A 15,544-nucleotide genomic window follows, 5' to 3' on the forward strand; every position below is an offset into this window, starting at 1 on the left:
CACCCGCACCCGCCGGCATCGTCGGAATCAACCATCTCCCCGAAAAAACCGGCACCAACTAACCCCACTGACTCCACACAGCTTGACAACGCCCGGTTCCGTCGCTTTTTCTCGTCTAGGCGCTCGTTTGCTGTCCGGTCGGTATCGGCAGAAGTCGATAGCTGCCCGCTGGGCAACTGGGCACGTCGACAACTGGCCTTTCGGCGGGCACCGTCTCGGTCAGCAGCACCGCGACCGCCCGCCCGACCGACATCCACCCGCCGAGACATCCGCCCGCCCGACATCCACCGTCAAGGCACTGAGCCGCACGAGCTAGGCGAGCGTTTTCTCCATACAGACGCTGAGCTCGTCGTTGACGTACTGGCCGAACCGCGGGACGTGCCGGTAGCCGCGCTTCTCGTAGAGCGCGATGGCCTCCGGCTGGAGGGCGCCGGTCTCGAGTCGAAGCTGCGCGATACCGGCGGCGGCCGCGTGCTCCTCGAGCGCCTGCAGGATCGTGCCCGCCACCCCGTGGCCCCGGGCCGAGTCCGCCACGAACAGTCGCTTCAGCTCGGCGATGCCCGTACCGCTGCCGTGAAGCACGAGTGCGGCGATGCCGGCGACCGTGGCATCCCGCCTCCCCACAAAAACGGAGACGTGGGGCGCTTCGAGTTCGGTGATGTCGAGCAGGTAGCAGCTGTCCGCGGGGTAGAGAGCGAAGGCGTATTCGTCGCTGTGGCGGAGCAGCTCGAGCACGGCGGCCTGGCGGGGTGGTTCGATCGCAACGGTGATGGGCATCAAGGAACAATACCTACTGCCTCGGTCGCCAACTCTTTTGCGAAGAACTCCGCGATGCGGTCGCGCATCTCCTCGTCCAGCATCGCGATCGAGTGCCGGGTGCCCTCGACGGTGACGAAGGTGGTGTCGACTCCGGCGTCGCGCAGCTCCTCCACGAACGCCTCGGATTGTTCGACGGGGATTCGCTCGTCGATGGAGTGCCCGACGAAGAACGGCGGATCGCTGGAATCCACCTGATAGAGCGGCGATGCGGCGCGGGATGTCGGGCAGTTCACCAAGGTCTCGCAGCCGAGGTAGTCCAGCTCAAGTTGCTCGAACTCGGGAACCAGCCCGCCGAGCTCTCGCCCCTCTTCTGTGATGTCGGAGGGCCCGCTCAGTTCGGCGACCGCGGCGACCCGCGCGCCCGAGTCGAGCGCACCGGTGCCCGTGGTGCCGAGCAGCGCTGCCAGGTTTCCCCCGGCCGAGCCCCCGAAGGCGCCGATCAGCGTCGGGTCGATCGAGTACTGCTCGACCTGCTCGTCCTCGCGCAGCCACCGCACGGCCTCGCGCACATCCCGGATTTGCGCCGGATAGGTGGATGCCGGGGCGAGCCGGTAGTTCAGGGACACCGCCACGTACCCCTCCGACGCCAACCACTGGCAGACGCTTCGCCAGTTGACGTTCGACTTGTCGCCGTGCGCCCAGCTTCCGCCGTGGATCGAGACGATCGCCGCGCGCGGTTTGAGGGCGGATGCCACGGGCGGGGGTGACGCGGTCGGCGAACTGGTCGACGACGCTGTGTCGGAGTCGTCTTCCGGAAGGCACACGTCCAGCAGGAGGGGCACGCCGTCGGCGGTTCCGTACTGCACGTCCTCGACCACGTCGATGGTGGGGTACTCCAGCAGAATCGGGGACAGCGTGCCCGTCGGCGATACGGTTTCCGACTCGCTGCCGGTGAGCGCGCAGCCGCTCAGTACCAGCGCGGTAGCGAGGACCAGCACGGTAACGAGGCCGCTGGCACCGAGCGCTGGGCGGAGGCCGCGGCGGATTCTCGGGCGCATGTTTCCCTGGGGTATGTCTCGCGTTTTAACACGCTATGGAGTAACGTTGGCAAGTCGGCTCAAGACAGCGCGAGATCTCGCGTGTGGGTTTGTAAGTCTTAGGGGCCGGATTGCCAGCTACTCCGCTGGCATGATCACACGATTGTATGTGACGGTCCCGGTCAAAGATTGCCCGGGTTCAGTAGTGCGCAGCGCATTGGTAGCTGCATCGCATTCTCATGCACTGATTTATAACCCGGAAAGAACTATGTCTGAATACAACAAATCTGCTCCCAAGCGCGACGGTGGATACTCCGCCTCGAAGGGTGCAGGCAAGACTCCCGGTTACCGCGGTAACCGTCCCACCGAGGGCGGCGCCGGTGCAGGCAAGCAGCGCTGGACCTCCTCCGATCGCAGCGCGGCTCCGGCCGGCGACCGCAAGCCGTTCCGCGGCCGCGACGCTGATGGTGGCCGTCCGGCAACCAACGACCGTCGCCCCAACTGGGAGCCCCGCGAAAAGCCGGCTTACGCTCCCCGCGGTGAGCGTCCCTCCTACGGCAACACGGACCGTCCTGCCCGTGGCAACAGCGAGCGTCCCTCCTACGGTGACCGCCCGCAGCGCAGCAACACGGATCGCCCCTCCTACGGCGACCGTCCGGCCCGCTCGAACTCGGACCGTCCCTCGTACGGCGACCGCCCGGCCCGTGGCAACTCGGACCGTCCCTCCTATGGTGACCGTCCGGCCCGTGGCAACAGCGAGCGTCCCTCGTACGGTGACCGTCCGGCCCGCAGCAACTCGGACCGTCCTTCGTACGGCGACCGCCCCGCCCGCAGCACCTCCGACCGTCCCGCCTACGGCGACCGCCCCGCCCGCAGCACCTCCGACCGTCCCGCCTACGGCGACCGCCCCGCCCGCACCGAGCGTCCTTCCTACGGTGACCGTCCCGCGACGAGCGACCGCAACGAGCGCACCTCCGCCTACGGCGACCGTGACCGCGACCGCAGCGACCGCAATGCCCGCACCGAGCGCCCCTCGTACGACCGCCCGGCCCGCACCGAGCGCCCGTCGTACGGCGACCGCCCCGCGACGAGCGACCGCAACGAGCGCACCTCCTACTCCGACCGCAACGACCGCGGCGCCCGCACCGAGCGTCCTTCGTACGGTGACCGTCCGGCCCGCCGCGACTTCAGCGAGCGTCCCGAGCGTCGCACCAGCGACTTCTACCCGAACCGCGACGCCGGCACCAAGTCCTTCGCACCGCAGGACGACGTTGTGCTCGAGCGCCTCGAGGCCGACGCCATCCAGGCAGTCGACGTTGAGGGTGTCACCTTCGGTGACCTCGGCCTCGGCGCCAACATCGTCCGCCAGCTGAACGAGATGGGCGCCCCGAGCCCCTTCCCGATCCAGGCTGCGACCATCCCCGACGTTCTCGCCGGCAAGGATGTGCTCGGCCGCGGCAAGACCGGCTCCGGCAAGACCATCGCCTTCGGTGCGCCTCTCGTTGAGCGCCTGATGGAGAACAACGGTGGCAAGGACCGTCAGATCGGCCGCAAGCCCCGCGCGCTGATCCTCGCCCCCACCCGCGAGCTCGCTCTGCAGATCGACCGCACCGTGCAGCCGATCGCCCGCAGCGTTGGACTCTTCACCACCCAGATCTACGGCGGAGTTCCCCAGTACAAGCAGGTCAGCGCGCTCCAGCGCGGCGTCGACATCATCGTCGGTACCCCCGGCCGCATCGAAGACCTCATCGCCCAGGGCAAGCTCGACCTCAGCCAGGTCGTCGTGACCGTCCTCGACGAGGCCGACCACATGTGCGACCTCGGGTTCCTCGAGCCCGTCCAGCGCATCCTGAACGAGACCAAGGCCGACAGCCAGCGCCTCCTGTTCTCCGCGACCCTCGACAAGGGTGTCGCCACCCTCGTCAAGCAGTTCCTCAAGAACCCCGCGGTGCACGAGGTTGCCGGTGAAGACCAGGCCTCCTCGACGATCGACCACCGTGTGCTCCTCATCGAGCAGCGCGACAAGACCCGCATCATCGAGGAGCTCGCCTCCGGCACCAACGGCAAGACCCTGGTCTTCGCCCGCACCCGTGCCTTCGCCGAGCAGCTCGCCGAGCAGCTGGAAGACGCCGGCATCGGCGCAACCAGCCTCCACGGTGACCTCAACCAGTCGCGCCGTACCCGTAACCTGCAGCTGCTCACCAGTGGCCGCGTCAGTGTGATGGTTGCGACGGATGTTGCGGCACGCGGCATCCACGTAGATGACATCACCCTCGTGATCCAGGCAGATGCACCCGACGAGTACAAGACCTACCTGCACCGCTCGGGCCGTACGGGCCGCGCCGGCAAGCAGGGCACGGTCGTGACTCTCGTCAGCAAGGCGCGTCGCCGTCGCATGGACGAGCTCCTGCAGCGCGCCGAGATCAAGGCCACGGTGTCCAACGCGGCCCCCGGCGACAACCTGATCCGCGACCTCGCCGCCCTGTAACACCTGCACCAGCTGTGCACGGCAACACCCGCTTCACCGAACGGCGCTCGCCCCCTGGGGTTGGCGCCGTTCGGCGTTAACCCCGGGGTCCGCAGTTTGGCGATGCTGGCCCGATGGCTGCACGATGGGGGAATGCTGATCCGCGCCTTTGACCCCGCCGATACCGAACCCGTTGTGCAGCTCTGGCACGATTGCGGGCTGGTGCGTCCGTGGAATGACCCGCGCCGAGACATCCACCGTAAATTATCCGAACAACCGGAACTGTTCCTGGTTGGTGAGGTGGATGCCACGGTTGTAGCCACGGCGATGGTCGGTTTCGACGGCCACCGTGGCTGGGTGTACTACCTGGCGGTCGCGCCGGGACACCAGGGTGCGGGCTGCGGCCGCGCGCTGATGGACCACGCCGAGACGCTGCTCCTGGAGCGGGGGTGCCCCAAAGTGAACCTTCAGGTGCGGGCCGGCAATGAACCCGTGATGGCGTTTTACCGCAGTCTTGGGTACGTCGAGGACCAGGCCGTCAGCATGGGTAAGCGGTTGATTCCCGACCTGTTGCCGTAAGCCGGCGTCATGCAGGAATATATGAGGGCACGTAGCGTTCTAGGCTGAGGCTGAACGGGTGATCCCGGGCCTGGTCTGGCCCGGCATCCTTGTGCACGACCCAACTTAACTTTTGTGACCCGACGACGACGAAGGTGTTCCTCTCATGGCACGTATCTATAACGACATCACGGAAATCTTTGGCCACACCCCGCTGGTGCGACTCAACTCAGTGGCCGACGGCCTCGGCGCGACGGTGCTCGCGAAGCTGGAGTTCTACAACCCGTCCGCCAGCGTCAAGGACCGTCTCGGTGTCGCGATTGTGGACGCCGCCGAGAAGTCGGGCGAGCTGAAGCCCGGCGGCACCATCGTCGAGGGAACCAGCGGCAACACCGGGATCGCACTCGCCATGGTGGGCGCGGCCCGCGGCTACAAGGTCATCCTCACGATGCCCGAGACCATGAGCCGCGAGCGCAAGGTGCTGCTGCGCGCCTACGGCGCGGAGCTGGTGTTGACCCCGGGGGCCGCCGGAATGCGCGGCGCCGTCGAGGCTGCCGCAGAGATCGTGGCCAACACGCCGGGGGCAGTCCTGGCGAAGCAGTTCGCCAACGAGGCGAACCCGGCAATCCACCGCGCGACCACCGGGCCCGAAATCTGGGAAGACACCGACGGCGCCGTCGACATCTTCGTCTCGGGCATCGGCACCGGCGGCACCATCACGGGCGCAGGAAAGTACCTCAAGGAACAGAAGCCCTCGCTCGAGGTTGTCGCCGTCGAGCCCGCCGAGTCCCCGATCCTCAACGGCGGCGCTCCCGGCCCACATAAGATCCAGGGCATCGGCGCCAACTTCGTGCCCGAGGTTCTCGACCGTGAGGTCTACAACGAGGTCATCGACGTCAACATCACCCAGTCGGTGGAGATGGCTCGTCGTCTCGCAGCTGAAGAGGGAATCCTTGCGGGCATCTCGTCGGGCGCCACGGTTACCGCCGCGCTCGAGCTTGCCGCGCGTCCCGAGAACGCCGGCAAGACGATCGTGGTGATCGTTGCGAGCTTCGGCGAGCGGTACCTCAGCACGGTTCTCTACGAAGACCTGGCGGAGTAGAAGAGCTGCGGACGAAGAGAGCTGGCGGACTAACTGACGATGGCGTTTTTCTCCCGCGCCCGGGAAGACATCGCGAACGCGCGCAGGAGAGATCCGGCGGCGCGGTCACGCGCGGAAGTAGTGCTTGCCTATTCCGGGCTGCACGCGATCTGGGGCTATAGGCTCACCCATCGCCTGTGGGCCCGCCGCGCATACCTGCCCGCGCGTGTGCTTTCGCAACTCATCCGTTTTCTCACCGGGGTGGAGATCCACCCGGCAGCGACTATCGGGCGACGCTTTTTCATCGACCACGGAATGGGCGTGGTGATCGGCGAGACCGCGGTTATCGGCGATGATGTGATGTTGTATCACTCGGTCACCCTCGGCGGCCGCACGATGCTGCACGAAAAGCGCCACCCCACGTTGGGTGATGGTGTTGTGGTGGGCGCCGGCGCCAAGATCATCGGGCCGGTCTCGATCGGTGCGCACTCGGTCGTCGGCGCGAACGCCGTCGTAGTTCGCGACGCGCCAGCGTACTCGCGCCTGGTCGGGGTTCCTGCTGTGGCAACCCCCCGGTCGCCCGGGTCGCCGGCGCCGGACACCGCATTTTTTGCTGACCCGGCGATGTACAACATCTGAGCCCGGCCGCGGCCTCAGCCGGGTTATGCCAGGGCGAACATGGCGCCCGCGGCCACCGCGAGCACCAGGCCGACGTACTGCACCACCGCGATGCGTTCCTTCAGTACCACCGCGGCGAGGATGATCGTCCCTGCCGGGTAAAGCGCCGTGAGCACCGACATCACGGACAGTTCGCCGATGCGGAGCCCCCACAACAGTCCCGCGTTGGCGACCGCATCAACGATTCCGCAGGCGATCGCAAACTGAAGCCCGGGTCGCCAGCCGCGGCCGTCCGACACATACTCGTCGACATAGGGGTCACCGCCCGCCCGCCCGCCACGACGGCGTCGCGCCCAGAGGAACAGGACGCCCACCGTCGCGAACATCAGCGCGGAGTTCACGGCGCGGTTGACGATCAGCGGCACGATCCCGGAGTCGGCCGGCGTCAGATCGATGATGACCAGAAACAGCCCGATCATCGTCCCGGAGCCGATCGCCATCAGGATCCCGCGAAGCGTTGGCCGCACGGCGTTTTTCTCACGCACAAACCCGACCAGAACCACCGCGACGAGGGCACAGCCGATTGCGACATACCCGAGCGAACCAAGCTGCTCGCCCTGCGCCAACCCGACGGTAAGCGGAACAATGGCGGAGACCAGCGCCGTCAGCGGCGAGAGGATGCTCATCGGTCCTACGGCGAGGCATGCGTAGAGCAGTGAGATCGCTAGCGCTCCCGACATCCCGGACAAAGCCCCAAGCACGATCGTCTCGGGTGACCACGCACCACCGATGACCGGATACGCGAGAAGCAGCACGACCAGTCCGGCGGCTCCGGCGACCGCCGTCACCCGGATCGGGCTGATGCGTTTGGACCCGAGACCCCCGAGAAAGTCCGCTGCGCCAAAGATCAGGGCGCTCACGATTCCTACCGCGACGGGGAACATGCACTACCTCTTCCGGATACCTCGCCCAACGGTACCGGTCACCGGGCTCAGAGCACGCACGGACCTCCCGCGTCGCTGGCCGCAATCGCGGAGGCGGGGCTATCAACAGAAACGACGCGCATCCACACCACGGTGTCCACGGCCGATCCCCAGTACCCGGCCAGTTCGGGATGTTCCGACTCTCTGGCCACCTCGAACAGCAGGCGCCCGTTCACTCCGTCGAGCGCGAAGACATCGCTAAGTACGCCCTCGGCAATCTCGTCGAACCTCGCGTAGGTAGCGGTGAGTTGCTCCCGGGAATCGCCCGCGCGGATGCCCTCGATGGTGCGGATGTCTGGACTCCACACATTGATTTCGCGCACGGGTCCGTCGCGCAGCCCGTCGGCCGTGAGCAGATAGAACGGTGGCCGTTCGCCGAGCGCAGGCGACATGGCATCCGGGCCGGTGGGTAGCCACGCCCCGGAGAACGGATCGCCCTCAACCGCCCCCGTCGCATCTCCCACACAGTAAGTGGCGTCCCAGCTGACGATCGGCGCGGCGCTGGGCGGCGGAACGGGCGATCCTATCGCCAGAGGGCCGAGGCCCTCGGGCGTGACCGTGAGTGACGTCACCGGAGGGATCGGAGCCGGAGCCGTCGGTGAAGCGGGGGAGTGCACGCCGCCCGGATCGAGCGGTGAGGTGTCAATCCGCTCGAGCAGGGAACACCCCGAGAGGCAAAGAATGACAATGGCGACGAGCCCCACGGGTCCGCGCGCGATGGAGGACATACGAGCCAGTATGAATCTCTGATGCGGGATGCAACAGCGGTACACATCTCGTTCGCATCACGGTACGCGCCTCCGTTATACCCAGCAGTTTCCGCCGGAATCAGACCCCGCCAGTGAGCCAACGGGCTGGTCGTTCAGCGGTGCCACCCGCATCCACAGCACGGTGTTTTCTACCCCGGGCGCCCAGTCGCCGGGACCCGCGTCGGTGATCGCGGCGGCGACCTCGATCACCAGACGCCCGTGCGTGCCGTTGATCACATAGACGTCCGCCATGGTGCCGGGCGTGACCTGGTCGAATGTCGGATACGCGGCCAAAACCTCCTCGCGAGAGCTGCCTACGTGGATGCCCTCGGGGGTGGTGATGTCGGCGGAGTAGACCAGGACGGAGGTGATGGAGTCCGGTGCCGTTCCCGAAAGGACAAACGGCTTGCGCAAACTGCTCCCTGCCGGTGTCGCTACGTCCTGGTAGTTCGCCTCCCACCCGCCCTCTGGCGCGCCTTTGTCCTCGGCCAGGCCCCGGTCAAGGCAGTAGGTCGGGTTCCACCTCGCGATCGCGGTATCGGCGTTCTCTGGTTCCCACGACGACCCCAGGGTGATGGGCCCGAGCCCGTCCGCGGAAACGATTAGGGACTCGATCGGCGGAACTGAATCTGCGGGTGGCGCCGAAACTGCCGGGACTGCGGGGGTTGCTGGCGCCGTTGGTGTCGTCGTGGCTGACTTCGTCGGAGTTGCGCTGGTCGTGGCGCGGGGAGTCGTGGTGAGATCTCCGGCGCTGGCGGTGTCGGCGGGCGCACACCCGGTGAGGCTGAGGAGGAGGACGGTGGCGAGAGCCGCGCAGCCGCGCGAGAAAGTGAACATAATCCACATTATGAAGCCGTGGGCGTCGATTTCGATATGCGCCAGAATCTCGGGTCCATCACGGTCACTGATGGCGGCCGCGGTGCTGCTCTGATCTCTCCACATAATCGGAGAAGACCGGCGCGGGCGCCGCGCTGTCCGTAAACTCGACTGTTATGACCCCGGCGCTTTCCGTACTCGAGAAAACGTTCGGCTACGACGCTTTCCGCAACCAACAGGCCGAAATCATTGACCACGTGATCGCGGGTGGCGATGCCCTGGTGCTGATGCCCACCGGCGGCGGCAAGTCGCTCTGTTACCAGATTCCGGCTTTGGTGCGGGAGGGCACCGGGGTGGTCATCTCACCGCTGATTGCCTTGATGCAGGACCAGGTGGATGCCTTGTCGGCAGTGGGCGTGCGTGCGGCGTTCCTCAACTCCACCCAAGACGTCACCGAGCGCCGTCGGGTCGAGGCAGCGTACGTCGCCGGCGAGCTCGACCTGCTGTACCTCGCTCCGGAGCGGCTGAAGATCGAGTCGACCTCCGAGTTGCTCAACCGGGGCACGATCGCGCTCTTCGCGATCGACGAGGCACACTGTGTGTCGCAGTGGGGCCACGACTTCCGGCCTGACTACCTGCAACTGTCGGTGCTGCACGAGCGCTGGCCGTCGGTGCCGCGCATCGCACTGACCGCGACGGCGACCGAGCTGACGCATCAGGAGATCAGCCGCAGGCTCGAGCTCGGTGAGGCACGCCACTTCGTCTCCAGCTTCGACCGGCCGAACATCCAGTACCGCATCGAGACGAAGAACCAGCCGCTCCAGCAGTTGCTCCAGCTGCTCCGCACAGAACACCCGGGTGACGCCGGCATCGTCTACTGCCTGTCCCGCGCGTCGGTGGAGAAGACGGCCCAGTTTCTGGTTGAGCAGGGCATTCCCGCGCTGCCGTATCACGCGGGGCTCGATGCCGCCGTGCGCTCCCGCAACCAGTCCCGTTTTCTCCGCGAGGACGGAATCGTGATGGTCGCGACCATCGCATTTGGTATGGGCATCGATAAGCCCGACGTGAGATTCGTTGCACACCTCGATCTGCCCAAGAGTGTCGAGGGGTACTACCAGGAGACCGGCCGGGCCGGTCGTGATGGGTTGCCCTCGACCGCATGGCTCGCGTACGGGCTGCAGGATGTCGTGCAGCAGCGGCGCATGATCGACCAGAGCGAGGGTGACCGGGCCCACCGCCAGCGTCTCGGCCAACACCTCGACGCGATGCTGGCGTTGTGTGAAACGCTGCAGTGTCGTCGCGTGCAGCTGTTGGCGTACTTCGGCGAGACATCCACCGCCTGCGGCAATTGCGACACCTGCCTCAGTCCGCCCGAGGGATGGGACGGCACCGTCCCCGCCCAGAAGCTGCTCTCGACCGTGGTGCGACTGCAACGCGAACGCAACCAGCGCTTTGGCGCGGGTCACCTGATCGACATCCTGCTGGGCAAGCGCACGCCCCGAATGACGGAGCAGGGCCACGACAGCATCTCGACCTTCGGCATCGGGGCGGATCTCAGCGAACAGGAGTGGCGGGGAGTCGTGCGCCAACTTCTCGCGCAGGGACTGCTCGCGGTGCACGGCGACGGCTACGGCACTCTGGTGATCACCGACGAGAGTGCGGCGGTGCTCGGTGGCAGCCGTCGGGTGCTGCTGCGTCGCGAGGCCGAGCGGGCCGTGCGCGGACCCAAGAAGTCCGCCATTGCCTCAGACCTGCCCGCCGAGGCCACCGGCCTGTTCGAGAAACTCCGCGAATGGCGGGCGGCGACGGCGCGGGACCAGGGTGTTCCTGCCTACATTGTGTTCGGGGATGCCACGCTGCGAGGCATCGCGCTGTCCCGCCCCGAGAGCGTGGCCGAACTCGGCGGCATCAGCGGTGTCGGCGAGAAGAAGCTCGACGCGTACGGGGAGCAGATCCTCGAAGTCGTAGCTGCCGCCGGCTGACGCGCTGCCGCCGGCTGACGCCGGCTGACGCGCCGCGCCGAGGCCGGCTGACTGGCCGCCGTCGTGGCCCCGCCGGGAATTTCCACAGCTGTCGCGCAGTTGTTTCAAATACGAAGCAACTAGGGTGGATGACACGCGGGCAGTTGTGCCACGCGGCCGTTCCACGGAGAGAAGAGAACCATGAGCAACGCCATCTACACCGCTGCAGCCACGTCCTGGGGTGGACGCGAGGGCAAGGTCGTCACCACCGACGATCGGGTCAACCTCGACCTGTCGATCCCGAAGGAAATGGGTGGCAACGGCGGTCCGGGAACCAACCCGGAGCAGCTTTTCGCCAGCGGTTGGGCGGCGTGCTTCCACAACGCGATGAAGGCGATCGCCCGCTCCAAGAAGGTCGACATGACCGACTCGGCCGTCACGCTCGAGGTGAACGTGGTCGGTGGTATGTCGGCTGGCTTCGACTTCGAGGTCACGATCAACGCCCAGATCCCCGGCATTGACCCGGTTGTGGGCCAGGAGCTGCTCGAGGCCGCGCACAACGTGTGCCCGTACTCGCGCGCCACGCGCGGCAACATTCCCGTCAAGCTGAACCTCATCACCGACGAGGACTAGTCCCGCGCGCTTGCGCAACTGCGAGCTGGCGCCGGCACTCCGCGCCAGCTCGCAACTCAGTCGGCGAAAATCTGCCCGACCGGCTCGCGCTTCTCCGCCTGGAAGCGATCCTCCGCGCGGCCCAGCGCCCAGTAGGCCGACAGCGACATCGCTTTACGGGCGATTCCCCACTCATCCTGTAGAACCGCACGCAGCGCATTCATCGCGCCTCGCTCGCCGTGCGCGAAGACCTGTACGGGCGACGTCGGGGCGGGCAGATCACGCACGGCCGCAACGAGCACGGTGCCGGGTATCTCGGCGTGCGGCGCCGCTACGTCGGCCGGCCGCACCGCCACGTGCCGACCGCTGGGCACGCGGTGCACCCAGCGCAGCGTGACGTCGGCGGGGTGCGTGAGCGGTATCTCGTCTGCGGAACTCGTCACCTCGATGATGGCCAGTCCGCGGGCCTCAGTGGGCATCGCCTCAAGCGCAGCCGCGATGGCCGGAATCGCCGAGTCGTCGCCCAGCAGGAGGTGCTCGACCGCGGGGTCGGGATCGGGGGAGTACATGCCGCCGGGGGAGGACATCGCGATCAGGTCACCCGGCTGGGTGGACGCAGCCCAGGGTCCTGCTACACCCTCGTCCCCGTGCACAACAAAGTCGATGGCGATGGTGCGGGCCGAGTGGTCCACGCTGCGTACCGTATAGGTCCGCAGGACGGGAAGGTCGTCGGGTGGCAAGGCCGCGCGCAGCTCGTCGAGATCGTACGGCGGCACCAGTCTCAGGTCTGCACGCGCGAAGTACAGCTTCACGTACTTGTCCGTCGCCGCGAGGCGGTCGGGGTGCGCACCCTGCACGAAGGTCTCGAAACCCGATCCGCCCAAGTGGACGCGCACCAGGTGCGGGCTCAGGCTCTCGGAACGGTCAACGACGAAGACGTGTTGCGCCGACGGGGTTCGACGCGGAGAGCGCACCGTGGGATCGGCCACGTCACCCGCCGGGGGATTACTCAGGGCGCCACTCACTGAAGGCGCCACCGACGAAGAGAGTCGTTCACGCAGGGCGCTACTCGGCAGGCGCGGTCGTGGCCGCCGCCGCGCGCTGCGCCGCGACATCCCGCTGCACCTGCTCCATGTCGAGTCCGCGCACGGCGTCGATCACCTGGTTGAGCGCGGGAGCGGGGAGGGCGCCGGGCTGCGAGAACACCAGCACGCCATCGCGGAACGCCATAAGCGTCGGGATGGAGGTGATGCCCGCTGCGGCCGCAAGCTGCTGCTCGGCCTCGGTGTCGATCTTGCCAAACGTGATGTCGGAGTTCGCCTCGCTGGCCGTTTCATAGACGGGTGCGAACTGCTTGCACGGTCCGCACCAGTCAGCCCAGAAGTCCACCAGGACAATCCCGGGCTCGAGAACGGTTTTTTCGAAAGAGTCAGTTGTCAGGGTAAGAGTAGCCATCCCGCAAGCCTAGGATGCGAAACTGGGCGGTGCCAGAGCGTTTGCTCTAGGCGGAATTCGTTGCCGCGGCGGGCTGATGCAGGGGCGAAGCACTGCGTTCATCTTTTAGCCGCAGGATGATGGTGGCCAACGCGATCGCGACGATAGCGACGATCGCGGCGACCGCAGCCGGCATCGAGACGAGGTCACCGGTGACGCGACCGTAGGCGAGCCAGCCGAGCCCCCAGCACAACGAGAGCGCGGGGGCGATGCGCCCGGCGCCGCGAACGGCGAGCAGCACCCCAATGGCGCCGGCGAACAGGATGACTCCCACCGCCCAGACGTCCTGGCTGATGCCGAACCCCTCAAATCCGGCGGCGGTCAACCACGCCGTGATGTTCGCCGCGGTGGCGACACAGACCCAGCCGAGGTAGAGGCCGACCGTGCCATCCGCCACGATCGCCTCCAGCACGGTTCGCGGCGACGTCGTCAGGCAGATGCGGAACGTCCATACGAGGACGGCGAGCAAGAGGACGATCACGGGCACGCTCAGCGGGAGCAGGTCGAATTGCACGCTGAGGATCCACGCGGCGTTCAGGACCAGCGACGCGGCGATCGGGTACCCCAGCTGGCGCTGGCGGGAATCCGATTTGTTTCTCGGCAGCAGCTGCCAGACCGCATACGCGATGAGCCCCAGATAGATGACCGACCAGATGCTGAAGGCCGGGCCCGCGGGCGCGATCGGTGTCGCGTCAGCGCTAAGTGCGCCGCCCGACGCATTCTGGATGGGGGTGCCGCCCGCGGCGCCCGAGCCGATAAATGAGCCGACCACGGCAAGAATTGCGCTCAGGAGCACAACGATTTGTCGGACGGTGTCGCGTGAGGTTGCCATGACTGTTCCTTTCAAGCTTTACTATCAGCTAGCTTACTAATTCACCGTAACACCAGGTTGAGGACGATGACAGACCCCATGCAGAGCTCGGCAGGCCCGTTCGAGCGCGACCAAGGTGCCGGCGAGCAAGGTGCCGGCGACCAGGGTGCCGGCGACCAGGGTGCCGGCGAACCGAGTGCCGTTGACCCGATCGCGAGCTGGCCGATCGGGCGCCTGCTCTCCACCGCCGCACGGTTGGTGGAGCACGCCTGGGCGCAGGCGCTGGAGGAGCGCGGCCTGACCCACGCCGGGCTCATCGTCCTGCACCTGCTCGACTCGGGAGCGCTGGGACAGACCGAGCTGGCTCGCCGCGCACGGGTAGAGACGCAGACGATGTCGCGCACGGTCGACCGGCTCGAGAAGTCGGGCTACGTTGTTCGTGCCGCCGACCCGATCGACCGTCGACGACAGCGGATCGCCCGCACGGCGGAGGGGGACGCCGCACTGGAGGCCACCCGGGCGCTGGAGGCGGAGGTCTTCCCTGCCGTCGGCGATCCCGAACTGGTGCGGTATTCCCTCCTCGAGATCATCCATGCGGCCTCCCGCGATCGCTGGACAAAAGACGCCGATTCGCTCGCGTTGCCCCCTATCGTGGGGTCATGACATTTGACGACAATGCCAAGCTTTCCGGCCGGGGAGTGCGTCGCTCCGGACGCAGAACAGGACTCGCGGTGGGCGGTGGTGGCCTCGTCCTGGTCGCCATAGTGCTGCTGTCGCAACTGCTCGGTTTCGACCTCACCGGCCTGGTAGGCGGCGGGGTCGACACCGGCGGCAGTGGCACAAGCCAGGAGGGCGAGCCGCTCGAGAACTGCGAGACGGGCGCGGATGCCAACGCCGATGTGTCCTGCCGGGTGCAGGGTGCCTACGACTCGCTCGACGACTACTGGTCGGACGCGGCACCCGAACTGCTCGGCATCTCGTACTCGTCGCCGGACGCCCGGCTCTTCACCGGCTCGGTCGATACCGGCTGCGGAGCGGCCACGAGCGCGGTCGGGCCCTTCTACTGCCCGGCAGACCAGCGCATCTACCTCGATACCGCCTTCTACGACGCCCTCCGCACGCAATTTGACGCCAGCGGTGGTCCACTCGCGCAGCTGTACGTCGTCGCGCACGAGTGGGGTCATCATCTGCAGAATCTCAGTGGAGCGTTCGAAGCCGCCGATCGCAGTGACACCGGGCCCACGTCCGATGCGGTGCGGCTCGAACTGCAGGCGGACTGCTACGCCGGCGCGTGGGTCGGCTCCGCGACATCCACCCGCGACGTCAACGGCGATACCCTGCTGGAGCCGATCACCGAGGCACAGCTGAGTGACGCGCTGAACGCGGCATCTGCGATCGGGGATGACCGCATCCAGCAGCAGACCTCCGGCCAGGTCTCACCCGAGAGCTGGACGCACGGATCAAGCGAGCAACGCCAGCGCTGGTTCACCGCCGGGTACAGCGACGGGGCAGCGGCGTGCGACACCTTCGCCGCGAGCGCCAACCAGCTTTAGGCGCGCGCTGACCCCCTCGGTGAGGGACCCCTCGGCAGGGGGCGC

16 protein-coding genes are annotated in these 15,544 nt (G+C 67.0%); 8 read left to right on the forward strand and 8 right to left on the reverse strand.

Features of this window, described 5'->3' with window-relative positions; genetic code table 11:
• Window positions 1–312: 312 nt before the first annotated feature.
• Together B0I08_RS11445 and B0I08_RS11450 are read right to left on the reverse strand one after the other, a co-directional pair.
• A complete protein-coding gene (locus tag B0I08_RS11445; protein WP_106212968.1) occupies window positions 313–777 on the reverse strand; it encodes a GNAT family N-acetyltransferase in 465 nt (154 codons plus the stop codon).
• Window positions 777–1,817, reverse strand: a complete 1,041-nt coding sequence (locus B0I08_RS11450) for an alpha/beta hydrolase (protein ID WP_106212969.1) — start codon at window positions 1,815–1,817, stop codon at window positions 777–779. Before B0I08_RS11450 ends, B0I08_RS11445 begins: the two co-directional genes overlap by 1 nt.
• Before the next feature lie 247 nt (window positions 1,818–2,064).
• Here B0I08_RS11450 and B0I08_RS11455 point away from each other — a divergent pair, with 247 nt between their 5' ends.
• The 4 genes from B0I08_RS11455 to epsC all read left to right on the forward strand — a co-directional run bounded on the left by B0I08_RS11455 (window position 2,065) and on the right by epsC (window position 6,541).
• Window positions 2,065–4,284 (forward strand): DEAD/DEAH box helicase, encoded by a 2,220-nt coding sequence (locus B0I08_RS11455; protein ID WP_106212971.1) that lies wholly within the window; start codon window positions 2,065–2,067, stop codon window positions 4,282–4,284.
• 132 nt (window positions 4,285–4,416) lie between these two features.
• Entirely contained in the window at window positions 4,417–4,842 is a 426-nt protein-coding gene (locus B0I08_RS11460; RefSeq protein WP_106212973.1) for a GNAT family acetyltransferase, read from the forward strand.
• A gap of 145 nt (window positions 4,843–4,987) precedes the next feature.
• Window positions 4,988–5,923, forward strand: coding sequence for a cysteine synthase A (cysK, locus tag B0I08_RS11465; RefSeq protein WP_106212975.1), 936 nt, complete (start codon window positions 4,988–4,990; stop codon window positions 5,921–5,923).
• 39 nt (window positions 5,924–5,962) lie between these two features.
• Window positions 5,963–6,541: a serine O-acetyltransferase EpsC gene (gene epsC / locus B0I08_RS11470; RefSeq protein ID WP_106212977.1), complete on the forward strand. Its 579-nt coding sequence runs from the start codon at window positions 5,963–5,965 to the stop codon at window positions 6,539–6,541.
• A 23-nt stretch (window positions 6,542–6,564) separates the two neighbouring features.
• On the opposite strand, the gene B0I08_RS11475 is transcribed toward epsC, so the two are convergent.
• The 3 genes from B0I08_RS11475 to B0I08_RS11485 all read right to left on the reverse strand — a co-directional run bounded on the left by B0I08_RS11475 (window position 6,565) and on the right by B0I08_RS11485 (window position 9,089).
• Complete coding sequence (locus tag B0I08_RS11475; RefSeq protein ID WP_106212979.1) at window positions 6,565–7,464, reverse strand: EamA family transporter; 900 nt, start codon at window positions 7,462–7,464, stop codon at window positions 6,565–6,567.
• A gap of 47 nt (window positions 7,465–7,511) precedes the next feature.
• A complete protein-coding gene (locus B0I08_RS11480; protein WP_106212981.1) occupies window positions 7,512–8,231 on the reverse strand; it encodes a hypothetical protein in 720 nt (239 codons plus the stop codon).
• A 75-nt stretch (window positions 8,232–8,306) separates the two neighbouring features.
• Window positions 8,307–9,089 (reverse strand): hypothetical protein, encoded by a 783-nt coding sequence (locus B0I08_RS11485; protein WP_146134396.1) that lies wholly within the window; start codon window positions 9,087–9,089, stop codon window positions 8,307–8,309.
• A 155-nt stretch (window positions 9,090–9,244) separates the two neighbouring features.
• On the opposite strand from B0I08_RS11485, the gene recQ reads away from it, so the two are divergent.
• Together recQ and B0I08_RS11495 are read left to right on the forward strand one after the other, a co-directional pair.
• A complete protein-coding gene (gene recQ / locus B0I08_RS11490) occupies window positions 9,245–11,050 on the forward strand; it encodes a DNA helicase RecQ (RefSeq protein ID WP_106212985.1) in 1,806 nt (601 codons plus the stop codon).
• Window positions 11,051–11,230: 180 nt separating this feature from the next.
• Window positions 11,231–11,662 carry an Ohr family peroxiredoxin gene (locus B0I08_RS11495; RefSeq protein ID WP_106212987.1) on the forward strand — a complete coding sequence of 144 codons (432 nt, stop codon included), beginning with the start codon at window positions 11,231–11,233 and terminating at the stop codon, window positions 11,660–11,662.
• A 56-nt stretch (window positions 11,663–11,718) separates the two neighbouring features.
• Here the strand turns inward: B0I08_RS11495 and B0I08_RS11500 are convergent, their stop codons facing one another.
• The 3 genes from B0I08_RS11500 to B0I08_RS11510 are packed head-to-tail and all read right to left on the reverse strand — an operon-like array spanning window position 11,719 to window position 13,967.
• A complete protein-coding gene (locus B0I08_RS11500) occupies window positions 11,719–12,666 on the reverse strand; it encodes a siderophore-interacting protein (RefSeq protein WP_245884768.1) in 948 nt (315 codons plus the stop codon).
• A 40-nt stretch (window positions 12,667–12,706) separates the two neighbouring features.
• A complete protein-coding gene (trxA, locus tag B0I08_RS11505) occupies window positions 12,707–13,096 on the reverse strand; it encodes a thioredoxin (protein ID WP_106212991.1) in 390 nt (129 codons plus the stop codon).
• Between the two features lie 46 nt (window positions 13,097–13,142).
• Window positions 13,143–13,967, reverse strand: coding sequence for a tryptophan-rich sensory protein (locus B0I08_RS11510; protein WP_106212993.1), 825 nt, complete (start codon window positions 13,965–13,967; stop codon window positions 13,143–13,145).
• A gap of 66 nt (window positions 13,968–14,033) precedes the next feature.
• Between B0I08_RS11510 and B0I08_RS11515 the strand changes: the two genes are divergently transcribed.
• Both B0I08_RS11515 and ypfJ read left to right on the forward strand, forming a co-directional pair.
• Window positions 14,034–14,609: a MarR family winged helix-turn-helix transcriptional regulator gene (locus tag B0I08_RS11515; protein ID WP_281260211.1), complete on the forward strand. Its 576-nt coding sequence runs from the start codon at window positions 14,034–14,036 to the stop codon at window positions 14,607–14,609.
• Window positions 14,606–15,499 carry a KPN_02809 family neutral zinc metallopeptidase gene (ypfJ, locus tag B0I08_RS11520; RefSeq protein ID WP_106212997.1) on the forward strand — a complete coding sequence of 298 codons (894 nt, stop codon included), beginning with the start codon at window positions 14,606–14,608 and terminating at the stop codon, window positions 15,497–15,499. Before B0I08_RS11515 ends, ypfJ begins: the two co-directional genes overlap by 4 nt.
• The last annotated feature ends 45 nt before the right edge of the window (window positions 15,500–15,544 follow it).

The sequence above is a fragment of the Glaciihabitans tibetensis genome (genome assembly GCF_003003265.1).
GTDB classification, from domain to species: Bacteria; Actinomycetota; Actinomycetes; order Actinomycetales; family Microbacteriaceae; genus Glaciihabitans; species Glaciihabitans tibetensis.

Coding starts and splice junctions, on each gene's coding strand:
- B0I08_RS11495 (WP_106212987.1), top strand. CDS start 11,231: ATGAGCAACGCCATCTACACCGCTGCAGCCACGTCCTGGGGTGGACGC.
- ypfJ (WP_106212997.1), top strand. CDS start 14,606: ATGACATTTGACGACAATGCCAAGCTTTCCGGCCGGGGAGTGCGTCGC.
- epsC (WP_106212977.1), top strand. CDS start 5,963: ATGGCGTTTTTCTCCCGCGCCCGGGAAGACATCGCGAACGCGCGCAGG.
- B0I08_RS11510 (WP_106212993.1), bottom strand. CDS start 13,967: ATGGCAACCTCACGCGACACCGTCCGACAAATCGTTGTGCTCCTGAGC.
- recQ (WP_106212985.1), top strand. CDS start 9,245: ATGACCCCGGCGCTTTCCGTACTCGAGAAAACGTTCGGCTACGACGCT.
- B0I08_RS11455 (WP_106212971.1), top strand. CDS start 2,065: ATGTCTGAATACAACAAATCTGCTCCCAAGCGCGACGGTGGATACTCC.
- cysK (WP_106212975.1), top strand. CDS start 4,988: ATGGCACGTATCTATAACGACATCACGGAAATCTTTGGCCACACCCCG.
- B0I08_RS11485 (WP_146134396.1), bottom strand. CDS start 9,089: ATGTTCACTTTCTCGCGCGGCTGCGCGGCTCTCGCCACCGTCCTCCTC.
- B0I08_RS11450 (WP_106212969.1), bottom strand. CDS start 1,817: ATGCGCCCGAGAATCCGCCGCGGCCTCCGCCCAGCGCTCGGTGCCAGC.
- B0I08_RS11515 (WP_281260211.1), top strand. CDS start 14,034: ATGACAGACCCCATGCAGAGCTCGGCAGGCCCGTTCGAGCGCGACCAA.
- B0I08_RS11475 (WP_106212979.1), bottom strand. CDS start 7,464: ATGTTCCCCGTCGCGGTAGGAATCGTGAGCGCCCTGATCTTTGGCGCA.
- trxA (WP_106212991.1), bottom strand. CDS start 13,096: ATGGCTACTCTTACCCTGACAACTGACTCTTTCGAAAAAACCGTTCTC.
- B0I08_RS11460 (WP_106212973.1), top strand. CDS start 4,417: ATGCTGATCCGCGCCTTTGACCCCGCCGATACCGAACCCGTTGTGCAG.
- B0I08_RS11445 (WP_106212968.1), bottom strand. CDS start 777: ATGCCCATCACCGTTGCGATCGAACCACCCCGCCAGGCCGCCGTGCTC.
- B0I08_RS11480 (WP_106212981.1), bottom strand. CDS start 8,231: ATGTCCTCCATCGCGCGCGGACCCGTGGGGCTCGTCGCCATTGTCATT.